13 protein-coding genes are annotated in these 16,327 nt (G+C 69.4%); all 13 read right to left on the bottom strand.

The annotated features are described in order from the left end of the window. Positions 1-43: 43 nt before the first annotated feature. On the bottom strand, positions 44-3,574 hold the full coding sequence (gene dnaE / locus WAF18_RS16400; RefSeq protein WP_337246054.1) for a DNA polymerase III subunit alpha: 3,531 nt from the start codon (positions 3,572-3,574) through the stop codon (positions 44-46). Between the two features lie 118 nt (positions 3,575-3,692). Continuing rightward, positions 3,693-4,322, bottom strand: a complete 630-nt coding sequence (gene rnhB, locus WAF18_RS16395; RefSeq protein ID WP_337246053.1) for a ribonuclease HII — start codon at positions 4,320-4,322, stop codon at positions 3,693-3,695. Continuing rightward, positions 4,319-5,590: a lipid-A-disaccharide synthase gene (gene lpxB, locus WAF18_RS16390; protein WP_337246052.1), complete on the bottom strand. Its 1,272-nt coding sequence runs from the start codon at positions 5,588-5,590 to the stop codon at positions 4,319-4,321. Before lpxB ends, rnhB begins: the two co-directional genes overlap by 4 nt. 43 nt (positions 5,591-5,633) lie before the next feature. After that, positions 5,634-6,419, bottom strand: a complete 786-nt coding sequence (gene lpxA, locus WAF18_RS16385; RefSeq protein WP_337246051.1) for an acyl-ACP--UDP-N-acetylglucosamine O-acyltransferase — start codon at positions 6,417-6,419, stop codon at positions 5,634-5,636. A 2-nt stretch (positions 6,420-6,421) separates the two neighbouring features. Continuing rightward, entirely contained in the window at positions 6,422-6,877 is a 456-nt protein-coding gene (gene fabZ, locus WAF18_RS16380) for a 3-hydroxyacyl-ACP dehydratase FabZ (RefSeq protein WP_183425808.1), read from the bottom strand. After that, entirely contained in the window at positions 6,874-7,899 is a 1,026-nt protein-coding gene (lpxD, locus tag WAF18_RS16375) for a UDP-3-O-(3-hydroxymyristoyl)glucosamine N-acyltransferase (RefSeq protein ID WP_337246050.1), read from the bottom strand. The genes fabZ and lpxD overlap by 4 nt, the downstream gene beginning before the upstream one ends. Positions 7,900-7,912: 13 nt before the next feature. Next, entirely contained in the window at positions 7,913-10,432 is a 2,520-nt protein-coding gene (gene bamA / locus WAF18_RS16370; RefSeq protein ID WP_337246049.1) for an outer membrane protein assembly factor BamA, read from the bottom strand. Positions 10,433-10,497: 65 nt separating this feature from the next. Then, positions 10,498-11,862: an RIP metalloprotease RseP gene (gene rseP / locus WAF18_RS16365; protein ID WP_337246048.1), complete on the bottom strand. Its 1,365-nt coding sequence runs from the start codon at positions 11,860-11,862 to the stop codon at positions 10,498-10,500. A 9-nt stretch (positions 11,863-11,871) separates the two neighbouring features. Further along, positions 11,872-13,050 (bottom strand): 1-deoxy-D-xylulose-5-phosphate reductoisomerase, encoded by a 1,179-nt coding sequence (gene dxr / locus WAF18_RS16360; protein WP_337246047.1) that lies wholly within the window; start codon positions 13,048-13,050, stop codon positions 11,872-11,874. A gap of 49 nt (positions 13,051-13,099) precedes the next feature. Then, positions 13,100-13,939, bottom strand: a complete 840-nt coding sequence (locus WAF18_RS16355; RefSeq protein WP_337246046.1) for a phosphatidate cytidylyltransferase — start codon at positions 13,937-13,939, stop codon at positions 13,100-13,102. Next, positions 13,936-14,709, bottom strand: a complete 774-nt coding sequence (uppS, locus tag WAF18_RS16350; RefSeq protein WP_337246045.1) for a polyprenyl diphosphate synthase — start codon at positions 14,707-14,709, stop codon at positions 13,936-13,938. The genes WAF18_RS16355 and uppS overlap by 4 nt, the downstream gene beginning before the upstream one ends. 89 nt (positions 14,710-14,798) lie before the next feature. Further along, the gene (gene frr, locus WAF18_RS16345; RefSeq protein ID WP_183425801.1) at positions 14,799-15,356 is read right to left on the bottom strand and encodes a ribosome recycling factor; all 558 of its coding nucleotides are present in this window, start codon (positions 15,354-15,356) and stop codon (positions 14,799-14,801) included. Between the two features lie 89 nt (positions 15,357-15,445). After that, positions 15,446-16,171, bottom strand: coding sequence for a UMP kinase (gene pyrH, locus WAF18_RS16340; protein WP_183425800.1), 726 nt, complete (start codon positions 16,169-16,171; stop codon positions 15,446-15,448). Between the last annotated feature and the right edge of the window lie 156 nt (positions 16,172-16,327).

The raw sequence follows: 16,327 nt of genomic DNA, 5'->3' as shown, positions 1-16,327 counted from the left end.
TCTCTCTGGGACGGGGGAGGGGGCGGCCTTCAGCCGGCCCGGTTCAGTGCGCCCATGGCTTGCTCATGTCGAGCCGGGCGACCCGTACGCCCGGCTGCGCGCGCAAGGTGCCGGGCAGCTCGGCATCGGCGCGGATGCCATGGCTGCCGTTGACCTCGAGCGTGCCGGCCGCGCCGGCGGGCAGCAGCAGGTCCATGCGCAGCGCAGTCTTGCCGGGCCGGTGCTGCGCCAGCACCTGTTCGATCCGCGCCATCGTGCCGGGCACGCGCAGGTCCAGGCGCAGCGACAGCCGACGCGCGTGCTCGGGGCAGACCGCGTGGAAATCCCAGCAGCGCTTGACCCGCAGCGCGAAGCCGCCGCTGAACTCGTCCTCGCGCAGCCCCCCCTCGACGATCAGGATGCGGTCGCGGGTCAGCAGGTGCGCGTACTCGGCGCTGGTCTCGGAGAAGAAGCCGCACTCGAGCCGGCCGCGGCCGTCCTCGAGCAGCACAAAGGCCTGCGCATCGCCGCGCTTGCGCATCGACGCCACCTGGCCGGCGACGATGACCTGGGTCTCGGGCCGCCAGCTGTTGCCGCCGGCCTTGGCGTCGCGCGCCGCCCACAGGCTGTCGAGCTGGCCGAGGTCGGTGCCCACCAGTGCCTGCAGCTCCTCGCGGTAGGGGTCGAGCGGATGCCCGCTGAGGTAGTGGCCGAGCGTCTCGCGTTCGCCATCGAGCTTCTGCCGCAGCGGCCACTCGTCGCATTCGGGCAGGTCGATGTGCAGCACGTCGTCGCCGCCCATGGCGCTGCCGAACATGTCGACGATGCCGGCGCTGCGGTTGCGCGCGAGTTGGTCGGTAGCCTTGATCGCCTCGGGCAGTTGCAGCATCAGCGAGGCGCGGTTGCGGCCCAGCGCGTCGAGCGCGCCGGCGTTGATCAGTGCTTCGAGCGTGCGCTTGTTCAAACGCTGCGAGTCGACCCGGCGGCAGAAGTCGAGCAGGTCGGTGTAGACCCCGCCACGCTCGCGCGCCTCGACCACGTTCTCGCAGGCGCCGCGGCCCACGCCTTTCACCGCGCCCAGGCCGTAGCGGATCGTCGTCGGGTCGATCGCCTCGAACATGTAGGCCGAGGCGTTGACGTCGGGCGGCAGCACCTCCAGGCCCATCGCCCGCGCCTCGGTCAGAAAGCCGGTGACCTTGTCGGTGTTGTCCATGTCCGAGGACAGCACCGCGGCCATGAACTCGGCCGGGTAGTGCACCTTGAGCCACGCGGTCTGGTAGGCGACCAGCGCATATGCGGCCGAGTGCGACTTGTTGAAGCCGTACTCGGCGAACTTCTCCATCAGGTCGAAGATCGAGGTGGCGACCTTGGGATCGACGCCGTTCGCGGCCGCGCCGGCCTCGAACTTGGCGCGCTCCTTGGCCATTTCCTCGGCCTTCTTCTTGCCCATCGCGCGGCGCAGCAGGTCCGCGCCGCCCAGCGAATAGCCGGCCAGGACCTGGGCGATCTGCATCACCTGTTCCTGGTAGACGATGACGCCGTAGGTGGGCGAGAGCACCGGCTCGAGCGAGGGGTGCGGATAGGTCACGTCCGTGCGGCCGTGCTTGCGGTCGACCCATTCCTTGTCCATCCCCGAGCCCAGCGGGCCGGGACGGAACAGCGCCGCGAGCGCGATGATGTCCTCGAACGTGTCGGGCTGCGCGCGCTTGAGCAGTTCGCGCATGCCGCGCGATTCGAACTGGAACACCGCGACCGTGTCGCCGCGGGCGAACAGTTCGTAGGACGCGACGTCGTCGAGCGGCAGTGCGGCGATGTCGAGTGGCGCCTCGCCGGCGGCCGCGCGCCGCCGATTGATCGCCTTGACCGCCCAGTCGATGATGGTGAGCGTGCGCAGGCCGAGGAAGTCGAACTTCACCAGGCCGACCGATTCCACGTCGTCCTTGTCGAACTGGGTGACCGGGTTGCGGCCACGGCCGCCCTCGTCGTGTTCGGCGAACAGCGGGCAGAAATCCGACAGCGGCGAGGGCGCGATGACCACGCCGCCGGCGTGCTTGCCGGCGTTGCGGGTCAGGTCCTCGAGCTGCAGCGCCAGATCCAGCAGGTCGCGGACATCGTCCTCGTCGTTGTAGCGCGCGATCAGTTCGTCCGAACGCCAGGCATCGTCGCTGCGCGACTTCTCTGTGCGGCCCAGCGCATCTTCCAGGCCGATGCCCAAGGTCATCGGCACCAGCTTGGAGATGCCGTCGACCATGCCGTAGGGAAAGCCCAGCACGCGGCCGGTGTCGCGCACGACCGCCTTGGCGGCCATCGTGCCGTAGGTGATGATCTGGCTGACGCGGTCGCGGCCGTACTTGGCGGCGACATAGTCGATGACCTCGTCGCGCCGGTCCATGCAGAAGTCGATGTCGAAGTCGGGCATCGACACGCGTTCGGGATTGAGGAAGCGCTCGAACAGCAGGTCGTAGGGCAGCGGGTCGAGATCGGTGATCTTCAGCGCCCAGGCCACCAGCGAGCCGGCGCCCGAGCCGCGGCCCGGGCCGACCGGGATGTCGTGCTCCTTGGCCCACTTGATGAAGTCCGAGACGATCAGAAAGTAGCCCGGAAAGCCCATCTTGCAGATGACGTCGAGTTCGATCTCCAGGCGCTCGAAGTAGCTCTCCCGGGTGTGCCCGGGCGCCAGCGGGTACTTCGCCAGCCGCTCTTCCAGGCCCTCGCGCGACTGCACCCGGATCCAACTGTCGAGGGTTTCCTCGGCGGGCACCGGATAGGCGGGCAGGTAGTAGGTGCCCAGGCGCAGTTCGAGGTTGCAGCGCTGCGCCAGCGCCAGCGTGTTGTCGATCGCATCGGGCGCATCGGCGAACAGCGCGGCCATCTCGTCGGCCGACTTGAAGTACTGCTCGCGCGTGTAGAGCTTGGGTCGGCGCGGGTCGTCGAGCACCCGACCGGTGGCGATGCACACGCGCGCCTCGTGCGCGTCGAAGCCCTCGGCATCGAGGAAGCGCACGTCGTTGCCGGCCACCACCGGCAGCGACAGATCGGACGAGACCTGCATCGCGAGCGCGTTGTGGACGGTTTCCTCGTCGAAGCCGCAGCGGGTGAGCTGCAGGAACAGCCGCTCGTCGAACACCTCGCGCCACTGCGCGTACCACTGCCGTGCCAGGTCCTCGCGGCCGCCGGTGAGCAGCCGTGCGGCCGGGCCATGGCGGCCGGCGATCGCGAACAGGCCGGCATTGCACTCGCGCAGCCAGTCGGGCCGCACCACCACGCCGTCGGTCCGGTGGCCTTCCATCCAGGCCCGCGTGAGCAGACGCGACAGCGACAGGTAGCCGTCGTGGTCGCGGCACAACAGCGTCAATGTCGAAGCCGGCTCGTCGCCTTCGGCCAGCGAGATGTCGGCGCCCATGACCGGCTTGATGCCGGCGCCTTCGGCCGCGCGATAGAACTTCACCAGCGCGAACAGATTGTTGCGGTCGGTCAGTGCGACCGACGGTTGCCCGAGCTCGGCGCAGCGTTTGACCAGCGCCTTGATCCGGATCGTCGAATCGGCGAGCGAGTATTCGCTGTGGACGTGAAGGTGGACGAAGCGCGCGGGCATTGCAGGGGCGAGGCGGCCGGAGCGTCAGGGTAGGGCCGGGGCCGGGGGCGAACAAGGCTTGACAGCCGGGCGACCGCGGCGCGGCGCGGCCGGGCGGCCGCCGCAGGGCGGTCGGCGTTCAGGCCAGCACGGGCGTGTCGAACAGATCCGCCAGTGCGGGCGCCGTGGGCGCGGGCGCAAGCAGCCGAGACACCGGCGCGAAGCTGCGCCGGTGGTGGATACACGGGCCGTGGCGCTCGAGCGCGGCGAAATGCGAGGGAGCGCTGTAGCCCTTGTGGCGATCGAAGCCGTAGGCCGGGAACTGCGCATGCAGCGCGACCATCGCGCGGTCGCGCGCGACCTTGGCCAGGATCGAGGCGGCCATGATCGCTTCCTCGCTGGCGTCGCCGCCGACGATCGCACGCGCCGGGCACGGTAGCCCGGGCGGCAGCCGATTGCCGTCGACGAGCACGCGCTCGGCGGCCGGGGCCAGCGCCTGCACCGCGCGGGTCATGCCCGCGTGCGTGGCGTGGTAGATGTTGATGCGGTCGATTTCCTCGACGCCGACGAACTCGATCCGCCAGGCCAGCGCACGCTCGACGATCTGCGGATACAGTGCCTCGCGGCGCTTTTCGGTCAACTTCTTGGAATCGTCGAGGCCGGCGATCGGGCGCTTGGGATGCAGCACCACGGCCGCGACCACGACCGGGCCGGCCAGTGGGCCGCGCCCGGCCTCGTCGACGCCGGCCACGCGCAGGCGCCGGGTCATCGCAGCGCCCCTTGTTGAGGGTCGACCGGCAAGGCCGGCGGCGCGAGCTGCGCCACGGCCTCGGCGGCGCTCGCCGAGGCGCCCTGGCGCAACTGCAGGTGCAGGTCGCGGTACACCGGCTGCAGCGCGGCGCGGGCTGCCGGATCGTCGAACCAGTGCAGCACCGCGTCGGCCAGCCGCTCGGGCGTGCAGTCCTCCTGGATCAGCTCGGGCACGATCGTGCGGCCGGCGAGCATGTTCGGCAGCGAATAGCGGTCGACTTTCATGAGCTTCAGCAGGCGCACGACGAATGCCGTGCTCGGCGCGATGCGATAGCCCACGACCATTGGCCGCTTGGCCAGCAACGCCTCGAGGGTCGCGGTGCCCGAGGCCAGCAGCACGACGTCGGAGGCGACCATCGCGGTGCGCGCCTGGCCGTCGAGGACCTGCGCGTGGAGTGCGGCGAACCGCGGCTGCGCCAGCAAGGCGTCGATCGCTGCGCGGCAGCCGGCATTGGCCGCGGGCACGACGACGCGCAGTCCCGGCAGCGCGGCCGCGACGCGCGCGGCCGCGTCGAGGAACACCTCGCCCAGTCGGGCGATCTCACCCAGCCGGGAGCCCGGCAGCACCGCCAGCACCGGCGCGTCGCCGTCGAGCGCAAGCGCCCGGCGCGCGGCCTCGCGATCGGGTTCGAGCGCGAGCATCTCGGCCAGCGGATGGCCGACGAAGCGCGCATCGATGCCGTGCGCGGCGTAGATCGGCGGCTCGGTGGGGAACAGGCACAGCACCCGGTCGGCGCTGCGTCCGATCTTCGCCGCGCGGCCCTGGCGCCAGGCCCAGATCGATGGGCTGACGTAGTGCACGGTGCGGATGCCGTGCTGCTTGAGCGTGCGTTCGAGCCCGAGATTGAAGTCCGGTGCGTCGATGCCGACGAACACATCCGGCCGCCAGGCCAGCAGACGCGTGCGCAGCGCGCGGCGCAGCCGCAGCAAGCGCGGCAGATGCCGCAGCACCTCGCTCAAGCCCATGACCGCCAGTTCCGAGGCGTCGTACCAGGTCGTCATCCCGGCCGCGCGCATCGCATCGCCGCCGACGCCGACGCACTCGATATCAGGGTGGGCCGCCCGCAAGCGTTCGATCAGCCCCGCACCGAGCAGGTCGCCGGAGGCTTCGCCGGCGACCAGTGCGACGCGAAGCGTGGGCTCGGCGGCGCGCTGGGACGGCGGGGGCGTCTGGATTGGGGAGTGGGGATGCGACACGGCAGATCGAGGGCGTTCGGACCCGGGCATTGTGCCCGCTCGATGCCCGAATCCCGAAGTCCCGATCCGGGCCTCAGCGCAGCAACGGCCGCTCGCCGGCGTCGATGAACGCGAGCATCGCACGGACATCGGCGCTATCGCGCGCCCATTCCGCCAGTCGAGCGCGGGCGGCCTCGAGCGGCTCGCCCGAGACGTACAGCGCACGATAGGCACGCTTGATCGCAGCGGTGCGCTCGGCATCGAAGCCGCGGCGCTTGAGGCCCTCGGCGTTGATGCCGCGCGGGCGGCCGTAGCCGTCCTGGGCGACCATGACGAACGGCGGCACGTCGCCGTTGACGAATGCGCCCATGCCGATGAATGCGTGCGCGCCGATCCGGCAGAACTGGTGGATGCCGACGAAGCCGCTGAGGATGACGTGATCGCCGACCTCGACATGGCCAGCCAACGTGGCGTTGTTGGAAAACACGCAGTGGTTGCCGACGATGCAGTCGTGGGCGACGTGGGTGTAGGCCAGCAGCCAGTTGTCGTCGCCGATGCGGGTCACGCCGCCACCGTCGCCGGTGCCGCGGTTGATCGTGACGAACTCGCGGATGGTGTTGCGATCGCCGATGGTCAGCTCGACCCGCTCGCCGCGGAACTTCTTATCCTGCGGTTCGCCGCCGATCGCGGCATGGCCGTGGACGCGGTTGTCGTGCCCGATCATGGTCGGGCCGTGGATGCTGCAATGCGGCCCGATCACCGTGCCATCGCCGATCTCGACCTCGGGGCCGATGATCGTGAACGCCCCGATGCGCACGCCGGCGCCAAGCTTGGCGCCGGGATCGACGACGGCCGTGGCATGGATCGCGGCCTCGCTCATCGTCAGTCCTTCACTTCCGCGCACAGGATGTCCGCGCACGCGGCCTGCTGGCCGTCGACGCGGGCGATGCCGCTGTAGAGCGTCATGTTGCGGATCTCGCGCTTGATGCTCACGTCCAGCTCCAGCCGGTCGCCAGGCACCACCATGCGCGAGAACTTCGCCGCATCGACCTTGACCAGGTACGACAGCGCGCCCTCGCTGGTGCGGCTGCGGCTGAGGTGGCTCAGGATGCCACCGGCCTGCGCCAGCGCCTCGATCACCAGCACGCCCGGCATCACCGGATGGTCGGGGAAATGGCCCTGGAAGAAGTGCTCGTTGGCCGAGACGTTCTTGTAGCAGAGCACGCGCTTGCCCGATTCGAACTCGACGACGCGGTCGACGAGCAGGAACGGGTAACGGTGCGGCAGCAGCTTGCGGATGCCGCCGATATCGATCGGCAGCGTCAGGTCCAACGTCATTCATCCCCCTTTGCGCGCGCGCCGATGCGGCGGGCGAGCGAATCGAGCTGGCGGATCCGCACGGCATTCTTGCGCCATTCCCGAGTGGGCTGGGCGGGAATGCCGGACGAGTACTCGCCCGGCTCGGTGATCGAAGCCGACACCATCGTCATCGCGTGGACGACGACCTTGTCGCAGATTTCAAGATGGCCGGCCACGCCGACCTTGCCGGCCAGCATGCAGTAGCGGCCAATGCGGGTGCTGCCGGCGATGCCGACGCAACCGGCGATCGCGGTGTGCGCGCCGATGTGGACGTTGTGCGCGACCTGGATCAGGTTGTCCAGGCGCACGTCCTCCTCGATCACGGTGTCCTCGAGGGCGCCGCAGTCGATGGTGGTGTTAGCGCCGATATCGCTGTCGTCGCCGACCACCACGCCACCGAGCTGGGGCACGTTGAGCCAGCGGCCGGCCTCCATCGCCAGGCCGAAGCCGTCGGCGCCGAGTACGGCGCCGGGATGGACGGTCACCCGCTTGCCCAGGCGGACGCGCTTGACCAGCGACACGCGCGCGACGAGCCGCGCGCCTTCGCCGACCACGCAGTCTTCGCCGATCGTGCAGCCCGGCCCGATGGTCGCGCCGGTGGCGATCACGCTACGCGCGCCGATCGTCGTCAGCGGGCCGACCGATGCGGTGGGATCGACCGACGCGGTCGCATCGACCACGGCGGACGGGTGCACGCCTGCGGGCGCGTCGGCACGCGGCGCGAACAGCGCGGCGATCTTCGCGTAGGCGACATAGGGATCGCGCGCGATCAGCGCCGTGCCGGTGAACCCTGCGACATCGGCCTCGCGCAGCACGACGATGCCGGCCGCGGTGTGCTCGAGCTGCGGCCGGTAGCGGGGATTGGACAGGAAGGCCAGCCGGTCGGGACCGGCGGCCGCCAGCGTCGCGACCCCGACGACGGCAACGTCGGGATCGCCGTGGACGGTCAGCGCGAAGCGGTCTGCGAGTGCGCGGGCGGTGAGGGGAGCATGAGCGGTCATCGGTCCGGGCGGCTCAGAACGCGCCGCCGAACGTGAACTGCAGGCGCTCGAGCTCGTCGCCGCCGCGGATCAGTTCACCCGAGCCGCCGCGCACTTCCTTCTGGCTGCGCAGCGGATAGGCGTAGCTGATCGAGATCGGACCGACCGGCGCGCGCCACATCAGCGCCACACCCGCCGAGGCGCGCAGTTCCTTGGCTTCCCAGGAATCGACGTCTCGGAACACGTTGCCGAAGTCGACGAACGCCGAGATGCGCGCGGCGGGCGACTTGATCAGCTGCGGGAAGAACATCTCGAACGAGCCGACGGTCTTCACCGCGCCGCCGATCGGCTGCAGATAGCTGCTGGCGAATGCGGTCTCGCGCGGGCCCAGGGTGTTGTCGCGGAAGCCGCGCACCGAGCGTGCACCACCGGCGTAGAAGTTCTCGAAGAACGGCAGGCCGGTGGCGGTGACCGTGCGCACGTAGTCGGGCGAGGTGGGCTCGCACGGCGCGCTCGGGGTCGGGTTGGGGTTGGCTTCGGTCGATGGCACGTAGCAGATGTTGCGCACGATGTCGTCGCCGTAGCTGTCGCCGTAGCCGATCTCGGCGCGGGTGTTGAGCACCAGATAGCGGTTGATCGGCCAGTACTTGGAGATCTCGTAGTTGAGCTTGAAGTACTCGGCGGTCGAGCCGGGCAGCGTGGTTTCCAGCGAGACGCGCTGCATCATGCCGCGGGTGGGCTGCAGGTAGTCGTTGCGGGTATCGCGGGCCCAGGCCAGCTCGCTGCGCCAGGCGTGGAAGGTGCGCGAGCCGAAGGCCTCGATGTAGTTGACGATCGATTCGGGCGAAGAGCCGCGCCAGGCGAAGATCTGGTTGCGGTCGGCGCCGAACAGCAGCGAGATCGAGTCGTTCTCGGTCAGCGGGATGCCCAGGATGGCCTGGCCGGCGGCGCTGGTCGAGGAGTACTGCGCGGTGTTGAACTCGGAGTTGTCGAACTCGCGCCACCACAGGTTGTAGCCCAGCGACATGCCGCCGTCGGTGAAGTACGGGTTCATGAACGAGAACGAGTAGCGCTGCAGGTAGACGTTGCGCTGCGCCTCGACCGACACGCGGTTGCCGCTGCCCAGGAAGTTGTTCTGCGACAGTTGCACCGAGGTGGTCACGCCGGCCAGCTGCGAGTAGCCCAGGCCGAACACGAAGCTGCCCGAGGTGGTCTCGGTCATGTTGAACACGACGTCGACCTGGTCGTTGCTGCCCGGCACCGGCTGGGTCTCGACATTGACGCTGCCCGACTCGAAGTAGCCCAGGCGCTGCAGGCGGACCTTGGAACGGTCGATCGCGGCCTGCGAGTACCAGCTGCCCTCGAACTGGCGCATCTCGCGGCGGATCACCTCGTCGGAGGTGCGGTTGTTGCCCTTGAACTGGATGCGGCGCACCTGCACGCGCGGGCCGGGCACGACCTGCAGGTTGATCGCCACGGTGCGGTTCTCGCGGTCGACCTCGGGGATCGGGTTGACCTGCGCGAAGGCGTAGCCGATGTTGCCCAGCGTGGCGGTGATCGCGTCCGAGCTCAGCTCCAGCAGCGCGCGCGAGAACACCTGGTCCTTCTTGACGAAGACGCGGCTCTCGATCTCCTCCTTGGGCAGCACCGTGTTGCCGGTGATCTGCACGTCCGACACCTTGTAGATCTCGCCTTCGGTGATGCCGGCGGTGATGAACATGTCGGCCTTGTCGGGGCTGATCGCGACCTGGATGCTGTCTTCGCTGAAATCGATGTAGCCGCGGTCGAGGTAGAAGTTGTGCAGCTTCTCGCGGTCGCCCTCGAGCTTCTCGCGCGAGTACTGGTCGTCGCGGCGGTACCAGCTGAGCCAGTTCGATTCGCCCGATTCCCAGTTGTCGGTCAGCGTCTCGAGGTCGTAGACCTCGTTGCCGACGATGTTGATGTGGCGGATCTTGGCCGCCTTGCCTTCCTCGATGTTGATCGCGATGTCGACGCGGTTGCGATCCAGCCGCGAAACCGTCGGGGTGATCTTGACGTTGTACTTGCCGCGGTTGTTGTACTGGCGGACCAGTTCCTGGGTCACGCGGTCGAGATCGAGGCGGTCGAAGGTCTCGCCTTCCGACAGGCCGATGTCGTTGAGACCCTTGGTCAGGTCCTCGGTCTTGATGTCCTTGTTGCCGTTGAGCGTGAGCCGGTTGATCGCCGGGCGCTCGGTCACGGTGAACACCAGGATGTCGCCCTGACGTGCGACCTGGATGTCTTCGAAGAACCCGGTGCGGTAGAGCGCGCGGACCGCCTCGGAGATGCGGGTCTGGTTGACCGCGTCGCCGCGCTCGACCGGCAGGTACGTGAACACCGTACCTGCACCGATGCGCTGCAGGCCGTCGACGCGGATGTCGCTGACGGTGAAGCTGCTGGCGGCCGGCGGCGCGAGCGGCGGCAGCGCCGCGGCAGGGGCTGCAGGTGCGTTGGCCGTCGTCTGGGCCCAGGCCGGAGCGGCGATCACCGCGGCGAGGGCGAGGGCGAGCAGGCGGCGGTCGGGGATACGCGTCATTCTTCGGGTCCGGGTAGGGGAGGGAGTCCGGCGCTGCGCGGCGGAAACCAGGTCGGGGCGGTCGTCTAGCGCACCAGTTGCAGGATGTCGTTGTAGAACGCCAGGCCCATCAGGCTGGCCAGCAGGGCCAGGCCGACGTACTGCCCGGCCACCATCGTGCGCTCGCTCACGGGGCTGCCTTTGACCAACTCGATAAGGTAATACAACAGGTGGCCCCCATCCAGCAGGGGGATCGGGAGCAGGTTCAGGATCGCCAGGCTCAGCGACAGCAGGGCGAGAATCGTCAGATACCAGGCCGGGCCCTGCTGGGCGTAGGTATTGGCGGCTCGGGCGATGGTGATCGGCCCGGCGACGGTGTTCTCCAGCGCCACCCGCCCGGAGAACGCCCGGCCGATCATGCCGACCAGTTGGCCGGCCAGGTGACCGACTTCGCGCACCGCGACCGGCGCGGCGGCGATCACGCCGTAGCGCTGCATTGCATCCTTCGGCGGGGGCTGCAGGTTGCGCGGGGGCGCGATGCCCAGCGCCCAGTACTGGCCGCGGCCCTCGGGCAGGTCCATGCGCCCGGGCGTGATCTCCAGCGCCAGCCGCTCGCCGTCGCGGGCGACCTCGATCATCGCCGCGCCGCCGCGCTCGCCCAACTGCTCGACCAGCGGGCCGATGTCCTCGAACGCGCGCACCGGGCTGCCGTCGATCGCGGTCACGCGATCGCCCGCGGCGAGGATGCCCCAGGCCGCGCTGTCGGGCTCGACCCGCCCCACCAGCGGCGGCACCAGCAGATGCCGCGGCAGCAGGCCGATGGCCTGGGTGAAGCGGCGCTGGTCGAAGTCGTCGGGCAGCTGCGACAGGCGCAGGTCGCGCACGACCTGGCGGTTGCTGGCATCGGTGACGTGCAACGCGATGTCGCGATGGTCGAGGGCGGCCGGCAGCAGCGCCTGGTGAACTTCCGACCAGGTCGGGGTCGCCCGGTCGCCGACCTGATCGACGCGGTCGCCGGGGCGCAGGCCCGAGGCTTCGGCGATGCCGGTGCTCTGGCCCACCACCGGCGCGTAGTCGGGGCGACCGATCACGAACATCGCCCACAGCAGTAAGACGCACAGCAGCAGGTTGGCCAGCGGGCCGGCAACGACGATCGCGATGCGCTTCCACACCGAGGCCCGGTTGAAGGCCTGGGCGGCCTGGTCGGCCGGGACTGGGCTCTCGCGCTCGTCGAGCATTTTCACATAGCCGCCCAACGGCAGGATCGCGATCTGGTACACGGTGCCGTCGCGCCCGCGGCGCGACCACAGCGGGCGCCCGAAGCCGATCGAGAAGCGCAGCACCTTGACCCCGCAGCGGCGCGCGACCCAGTAATGCCCGAACTCGTGGAAGGTCACGAGCACGCCGAGGCTGACGATCAGCCACCACACCGAGCCGAGAAATTCAGACATCGCGCACGCTCAATGGACCACGCCGGAATCGATCGCCTGCCCAGCGGCCCGCCGGGCTTGCGCATCGGCATCGCGCAACACGTCCAGCGAATCGGCGGGCAGAGTGGGGAGCGCGGCGAGCACATACTCGACCAGCGCCGGAATGGCTAGAAAACGAATCCGTCCCTGAAGAAAGGCTGAAACTGCGACTTCGTTGGCGGCGTTCAGCAGCGCCGGTGCCGTGCCGCCGGCGACCAATGCCGCACGCGCCAGCGCCAGACAGGGGAAGGTGTCGGTGTCGGGCGCCTCGAAGTCCAGCCGGCCATGCTGCAACAGGTCCAGCCCCGACACGCCTGAGGCGATCCGTTCCGGGCTGCCCAGGCCGACCGCGAGCGCGGTGCGCATGTCCGGCAATCCGAGCTGGGCGAGGGTGGAACCGTCGATGAACTCCACCAGCGAATGCACCAGGCTTTGCGGGTGCACCAGCACGTCCAGGCGCTCGGACGGCGTCGCGAACAGATGGTGAGCCTCGATCAACTCCAGGCCCTTGTTCATCAAGGTCGCAGAGTCGACCGAGATCTTCGGTCCCATCGACCACTTGGGGTGGGCGACCGCCTGGGCCGGGGTCACCTGCGCCAGCGCTGCGCGGTTGCGGCCGCGGAACGGACCGCCGGAGGCGGTCAATACGATCCGCGCCACGCCGCTGCGATCGCCGTCTGCGGGCAGGCACTGGTGGATCGCGTTGTGCTCGCTGTCGATCGGCACGATGACCGCGCCGGCTTCGCGCGCGGCGCGCATCATCAGATCCCCGGCCAGCACCAGCGATTCCTTGTTCGCCAGCAGGACCCGCTTGCCGGCACGCAGCGCGGCGAGCGTGGAGTCGAGCCCGGCGGCGCCGACGATCGCCGCGACGACCGTGTCGCAGGCTTGGGGGTCGACCGCGAGTGCATCGAGCGCGGCCATGCCGGCGTGCGCCTGCGTGCGCAGACCGGCCGCGTGCAGGCCGGTGCGCAAGGCCTCCAGAGCCGACGGGTCGGCAATCACCGCGTGGTCGGGCCGATGCGTGGCGCACAGCGCCACCAGCGCGGCCACGTTGCTGCCGGCCGCGAGCACGCTGGCGCGCAGGCGCTGCGGGTGCCGGGCGATGACGTCCAGCGCCGAGGTGCCGATCGAGCCGGTCGCGCCGAACACGGCAACGCGGCGGATCATGGGGTGTCGGCCTGGCAGGGCAGGCGGCGAAGTGAGGCGGTCATCGTGTTCAGAAGCCGAGCCAGATCTGCCCGAACGCGAACACCGGCAACGCGGCGAGCACGCTGTCGATCCGGTCGAGTACGCCGCCGTGGCCGGGGATCAGCGTGCCCGAGTCCTTGGCGCCGGCCTGGCGCTTGAGCAGGCTTTCGAACAGGTCGCCGACCACCGAGGCCAGCACCGTCAGCACTGCGACTGCGGCCACCAGCGGCAACTGGGCGAGCTGCGCGCCGGCCAGCGGCGCGAAGGCCAGGGCGACGACAAGGCCCGCGACGATGCCGCCGGCCAGCCCTTCGACGGTCTTGTTGGGGCTGATCCGCGGCGCCAGCTTGCGACGGCCGAAGCGGCGGCCGGCGAAATAGGCGCCGGTGTCGGTGGCCCAGACGATCGCCAGCGCCAGCAACAACCAGCGGTTGCCGTGCTCGCCGCCCTCGTTGGCGTGGATCACGCACAACGCCGCCCACGCCGGGATCACCGCCAACGTCCCGGCGGCGAGCTTGAGGATCCGCCCGCGGGCGTCGGGTTCGGCGGCGAAATCGTAGCGGCGCAGCCACAGCGCCGCCGCCAGCCACCACAGCACGCCGACCATGGCCAGCATCTTGAGCAGCACCAGCGAGCCGCCGCCGGTAGCCGATCCCCAGACGATGGCGACCATCAGCAGCAGGTTGAGCAGCAGCAGCGCGGTGCGCGCGAGCGTGTCGTCGACACCCGCCAGCCGCAGCCACTCCCACAGGGCGGCGAGGAACACGATGGCCGAAACCGCCGCCATCCATGGGGTATTGAGCAGCAGCACGGCGGCGATGGCGGTCGGGGCCATCAGCAGCGCGGCGAGGATGCGCGTGCGTGTCATTCGATGCTCTCCTTGGGCGGCGCGGTCGCGGCGATCTGCTCGCCGGTCAGGCCGAATCGGCGCTCGCGCGAGCCGTAGGCGGCCAGGGCCTGTTCGAGCTCCGCCACGCCCAGTTCCGGCCATAGCGTCGGCGTGAACCACAGTTCGGTATAGGCCAGCTGCCACAGCAGGAAATTGCTGATGCGCAGGTCGCCGCCGGTGCGGATGAACAGGTCCGGTGCCGGCAAGTCGGCCAGGGCAACCCGCGCGCCGACCGCTGCCTCGTCGATGTCTTCGGGGCGCAGACGGCCCGCGGCCACATCCTGGGCCAATGCACGCGCCGCCATCGCGATGTCCTGCCGGCCGCCGTAGCTTGCCGCGACATTGAGCGAAAGTCGGGTATTGCCGGCGGTCTGCGCTTCGGCTGCGGCCATGCGCGCGCCCAGCGCCTTGCCGAAGCGCGTGCGCTCGCCGATGAAGCGCAGCCGCACGCCACGGCGGTGCAGCTCGCCGACTTCGCGATCGAGCGCACCGAGGAACAGCTTCATCAGTGCGCCGACTTCGTCCTCGGGCCGTCCCCAGTTTTCGCTGGAGAACGCGAACAGGGTCAACGCCTCGATGCCGCGTTCCAGGCAGAAGTCGATGCACAGGTTGACCGTCCGTGCACCGGCGCGGTGCCCGATCGCCCGTGGCCGCCGCCGGCGCGCCGCCCAGCGGCCGTTGCCGTCCATGATGACGGCGATGTGCCTTGGGACCGGGTAATCGGGGTTGGGAAATGGGGAATCGTTCAAGAGCGGTCCGTCTGCATCGCAGCGTGCTGCGGAAGGGGGGAGCGACGCAGGACTCGGTTCCCGATTCCCGTCGTCCGATTCCCGGCTGTTCAGACCGCCATCAGTTCCTGTTCCTTGGCCTTGACCACGTCGTCGACGTCCTTGATCGCCTTGTCGGTGATCTTCTGGATCTCGTCCTCGCTGCGGCGCACGTCATCCTCGGAGACGAGCTTTTCCTTCAGCAACTCCTTGACCTGCTGGTTGGCATCGCGGCGGATGTTGCGGATCGCGACCTTGGCGTCCTCGCCCTCGCCATGGACGACCTTGGTCAGGTCGCGGCGGCGTTCCTCGGTCAGCGCCGGGATGTTGAGGCGGATCGTGGTGCCGGCGGTGTTCGGGGTCAGGCCAAGATCGGAGCCCAGGATCGCCTTCTCCACCGCGCCCACCATCTGCTTTTCCCAGGGGGTGATCGTCAGCGAGCGGGCATCGGTCACGGTGACGCTGGCGACCTGCGTCAGCGGCATGTCCGAACCGTAGTAGTTGACCTTCAGGTGGTCGACCAGGGCAGTCGAGGCGCGGCCGGTGCGGACCTTGACCAGAGCGTGGCGCAGGGCCTCGACGCTCTTGGCCATGCGGGTCTGGGTGTCTTTCTTGATGTCGTTGAGCATGCGCGCCCCCGGTCCGTGTGCTGAATCGGGGGATTATAAGCGGCCGGGACGGACGCGGGGCGGCGGGTGCCCCGTGCCGGCCGGCAGGTTCAGCCGCGTCCCTGGACCAGCGTGCCGATCGGCTCGCCACGCAGGATCCGCAGCAGCACGCCGGGCTGGCCCATGTCGAAGATGCGCAGCGGCAGGTCGGAATCGCGGGCCAGCGCGAAGGCCGCAGTGTCCATGACCTCCAGGCCCTGGCCCAGCACCTCGTCGTAGGTCAGGCGGTCGTAGCGTTTGGCGCCGGGCACCTTCTTGGGGTCGGCGTCGTAGACGCCGTCGACCTTGGTCGCCTTGAGCAGCAGGTCGGCGCCGATCTCGATCGCACGCAGCGCGGCCCCCGAGTCGGTGGTGAAGAACGGCGTGCCGACGCCGGCGGCGAAGATGCCGATTCTGCCCTTTTCCAGGTGGCGGATCGCGCGACGGCGGATGTAGTCCTCGCAGACGTCGTTGATCTTGATCGCGCTCATCACCCGTACGCGCGCGCCGCGTTTCTCCAGCGCATCCTGCATCGCCAGCGCATTGATGACCGTGGCCAGCATGCCCATCTGGTCGCCGGTCACCCGGTCCATACCGCCGGCGGCCAGTCCGGCGCCGCGGAAAATATTGCCGCCCCCGATGACCAGGCCGAGTTCGGCACCGGCCTTCTGTGCCTCGATGACCTCTTCGGCCAGCCGGCCGATCACCTTCGGATCGATGCCGTAGTCCTCGTCCCCCATCAACGCCTCGCCGGACAGCTTGAGCAGGACGCGGCGATAGGCGAGCGGTGAGGTCATGGCGAACTCCGGAGATTGGGGGCGCATGAATTCTAGAAGATCGACGCCATTCGCGCTTCCCTGGCGTGTCGCATTTTTCGCGCAGGGCGGAGCGAAACAGCGGGGGGTGTTCGCATGCCCTTGATCGACCGCTTGCTAATCGCAGCCCTTGTCCAT

The sequence above is a fragment of the Luteimonas sp. gir genome (assembly GCF_037198055.1).
GTDB lineage: Bacteria > Pseudomonadota > Gammaproteobacteria > Xanthomonadales > Xanthomonadaceae > Luteimonas > Luteimonas citri_A.
Note: the sequence above shows the minus strand (reverse complement) of the source record. Positions and strands in the feature narration are given on the sequence as shown.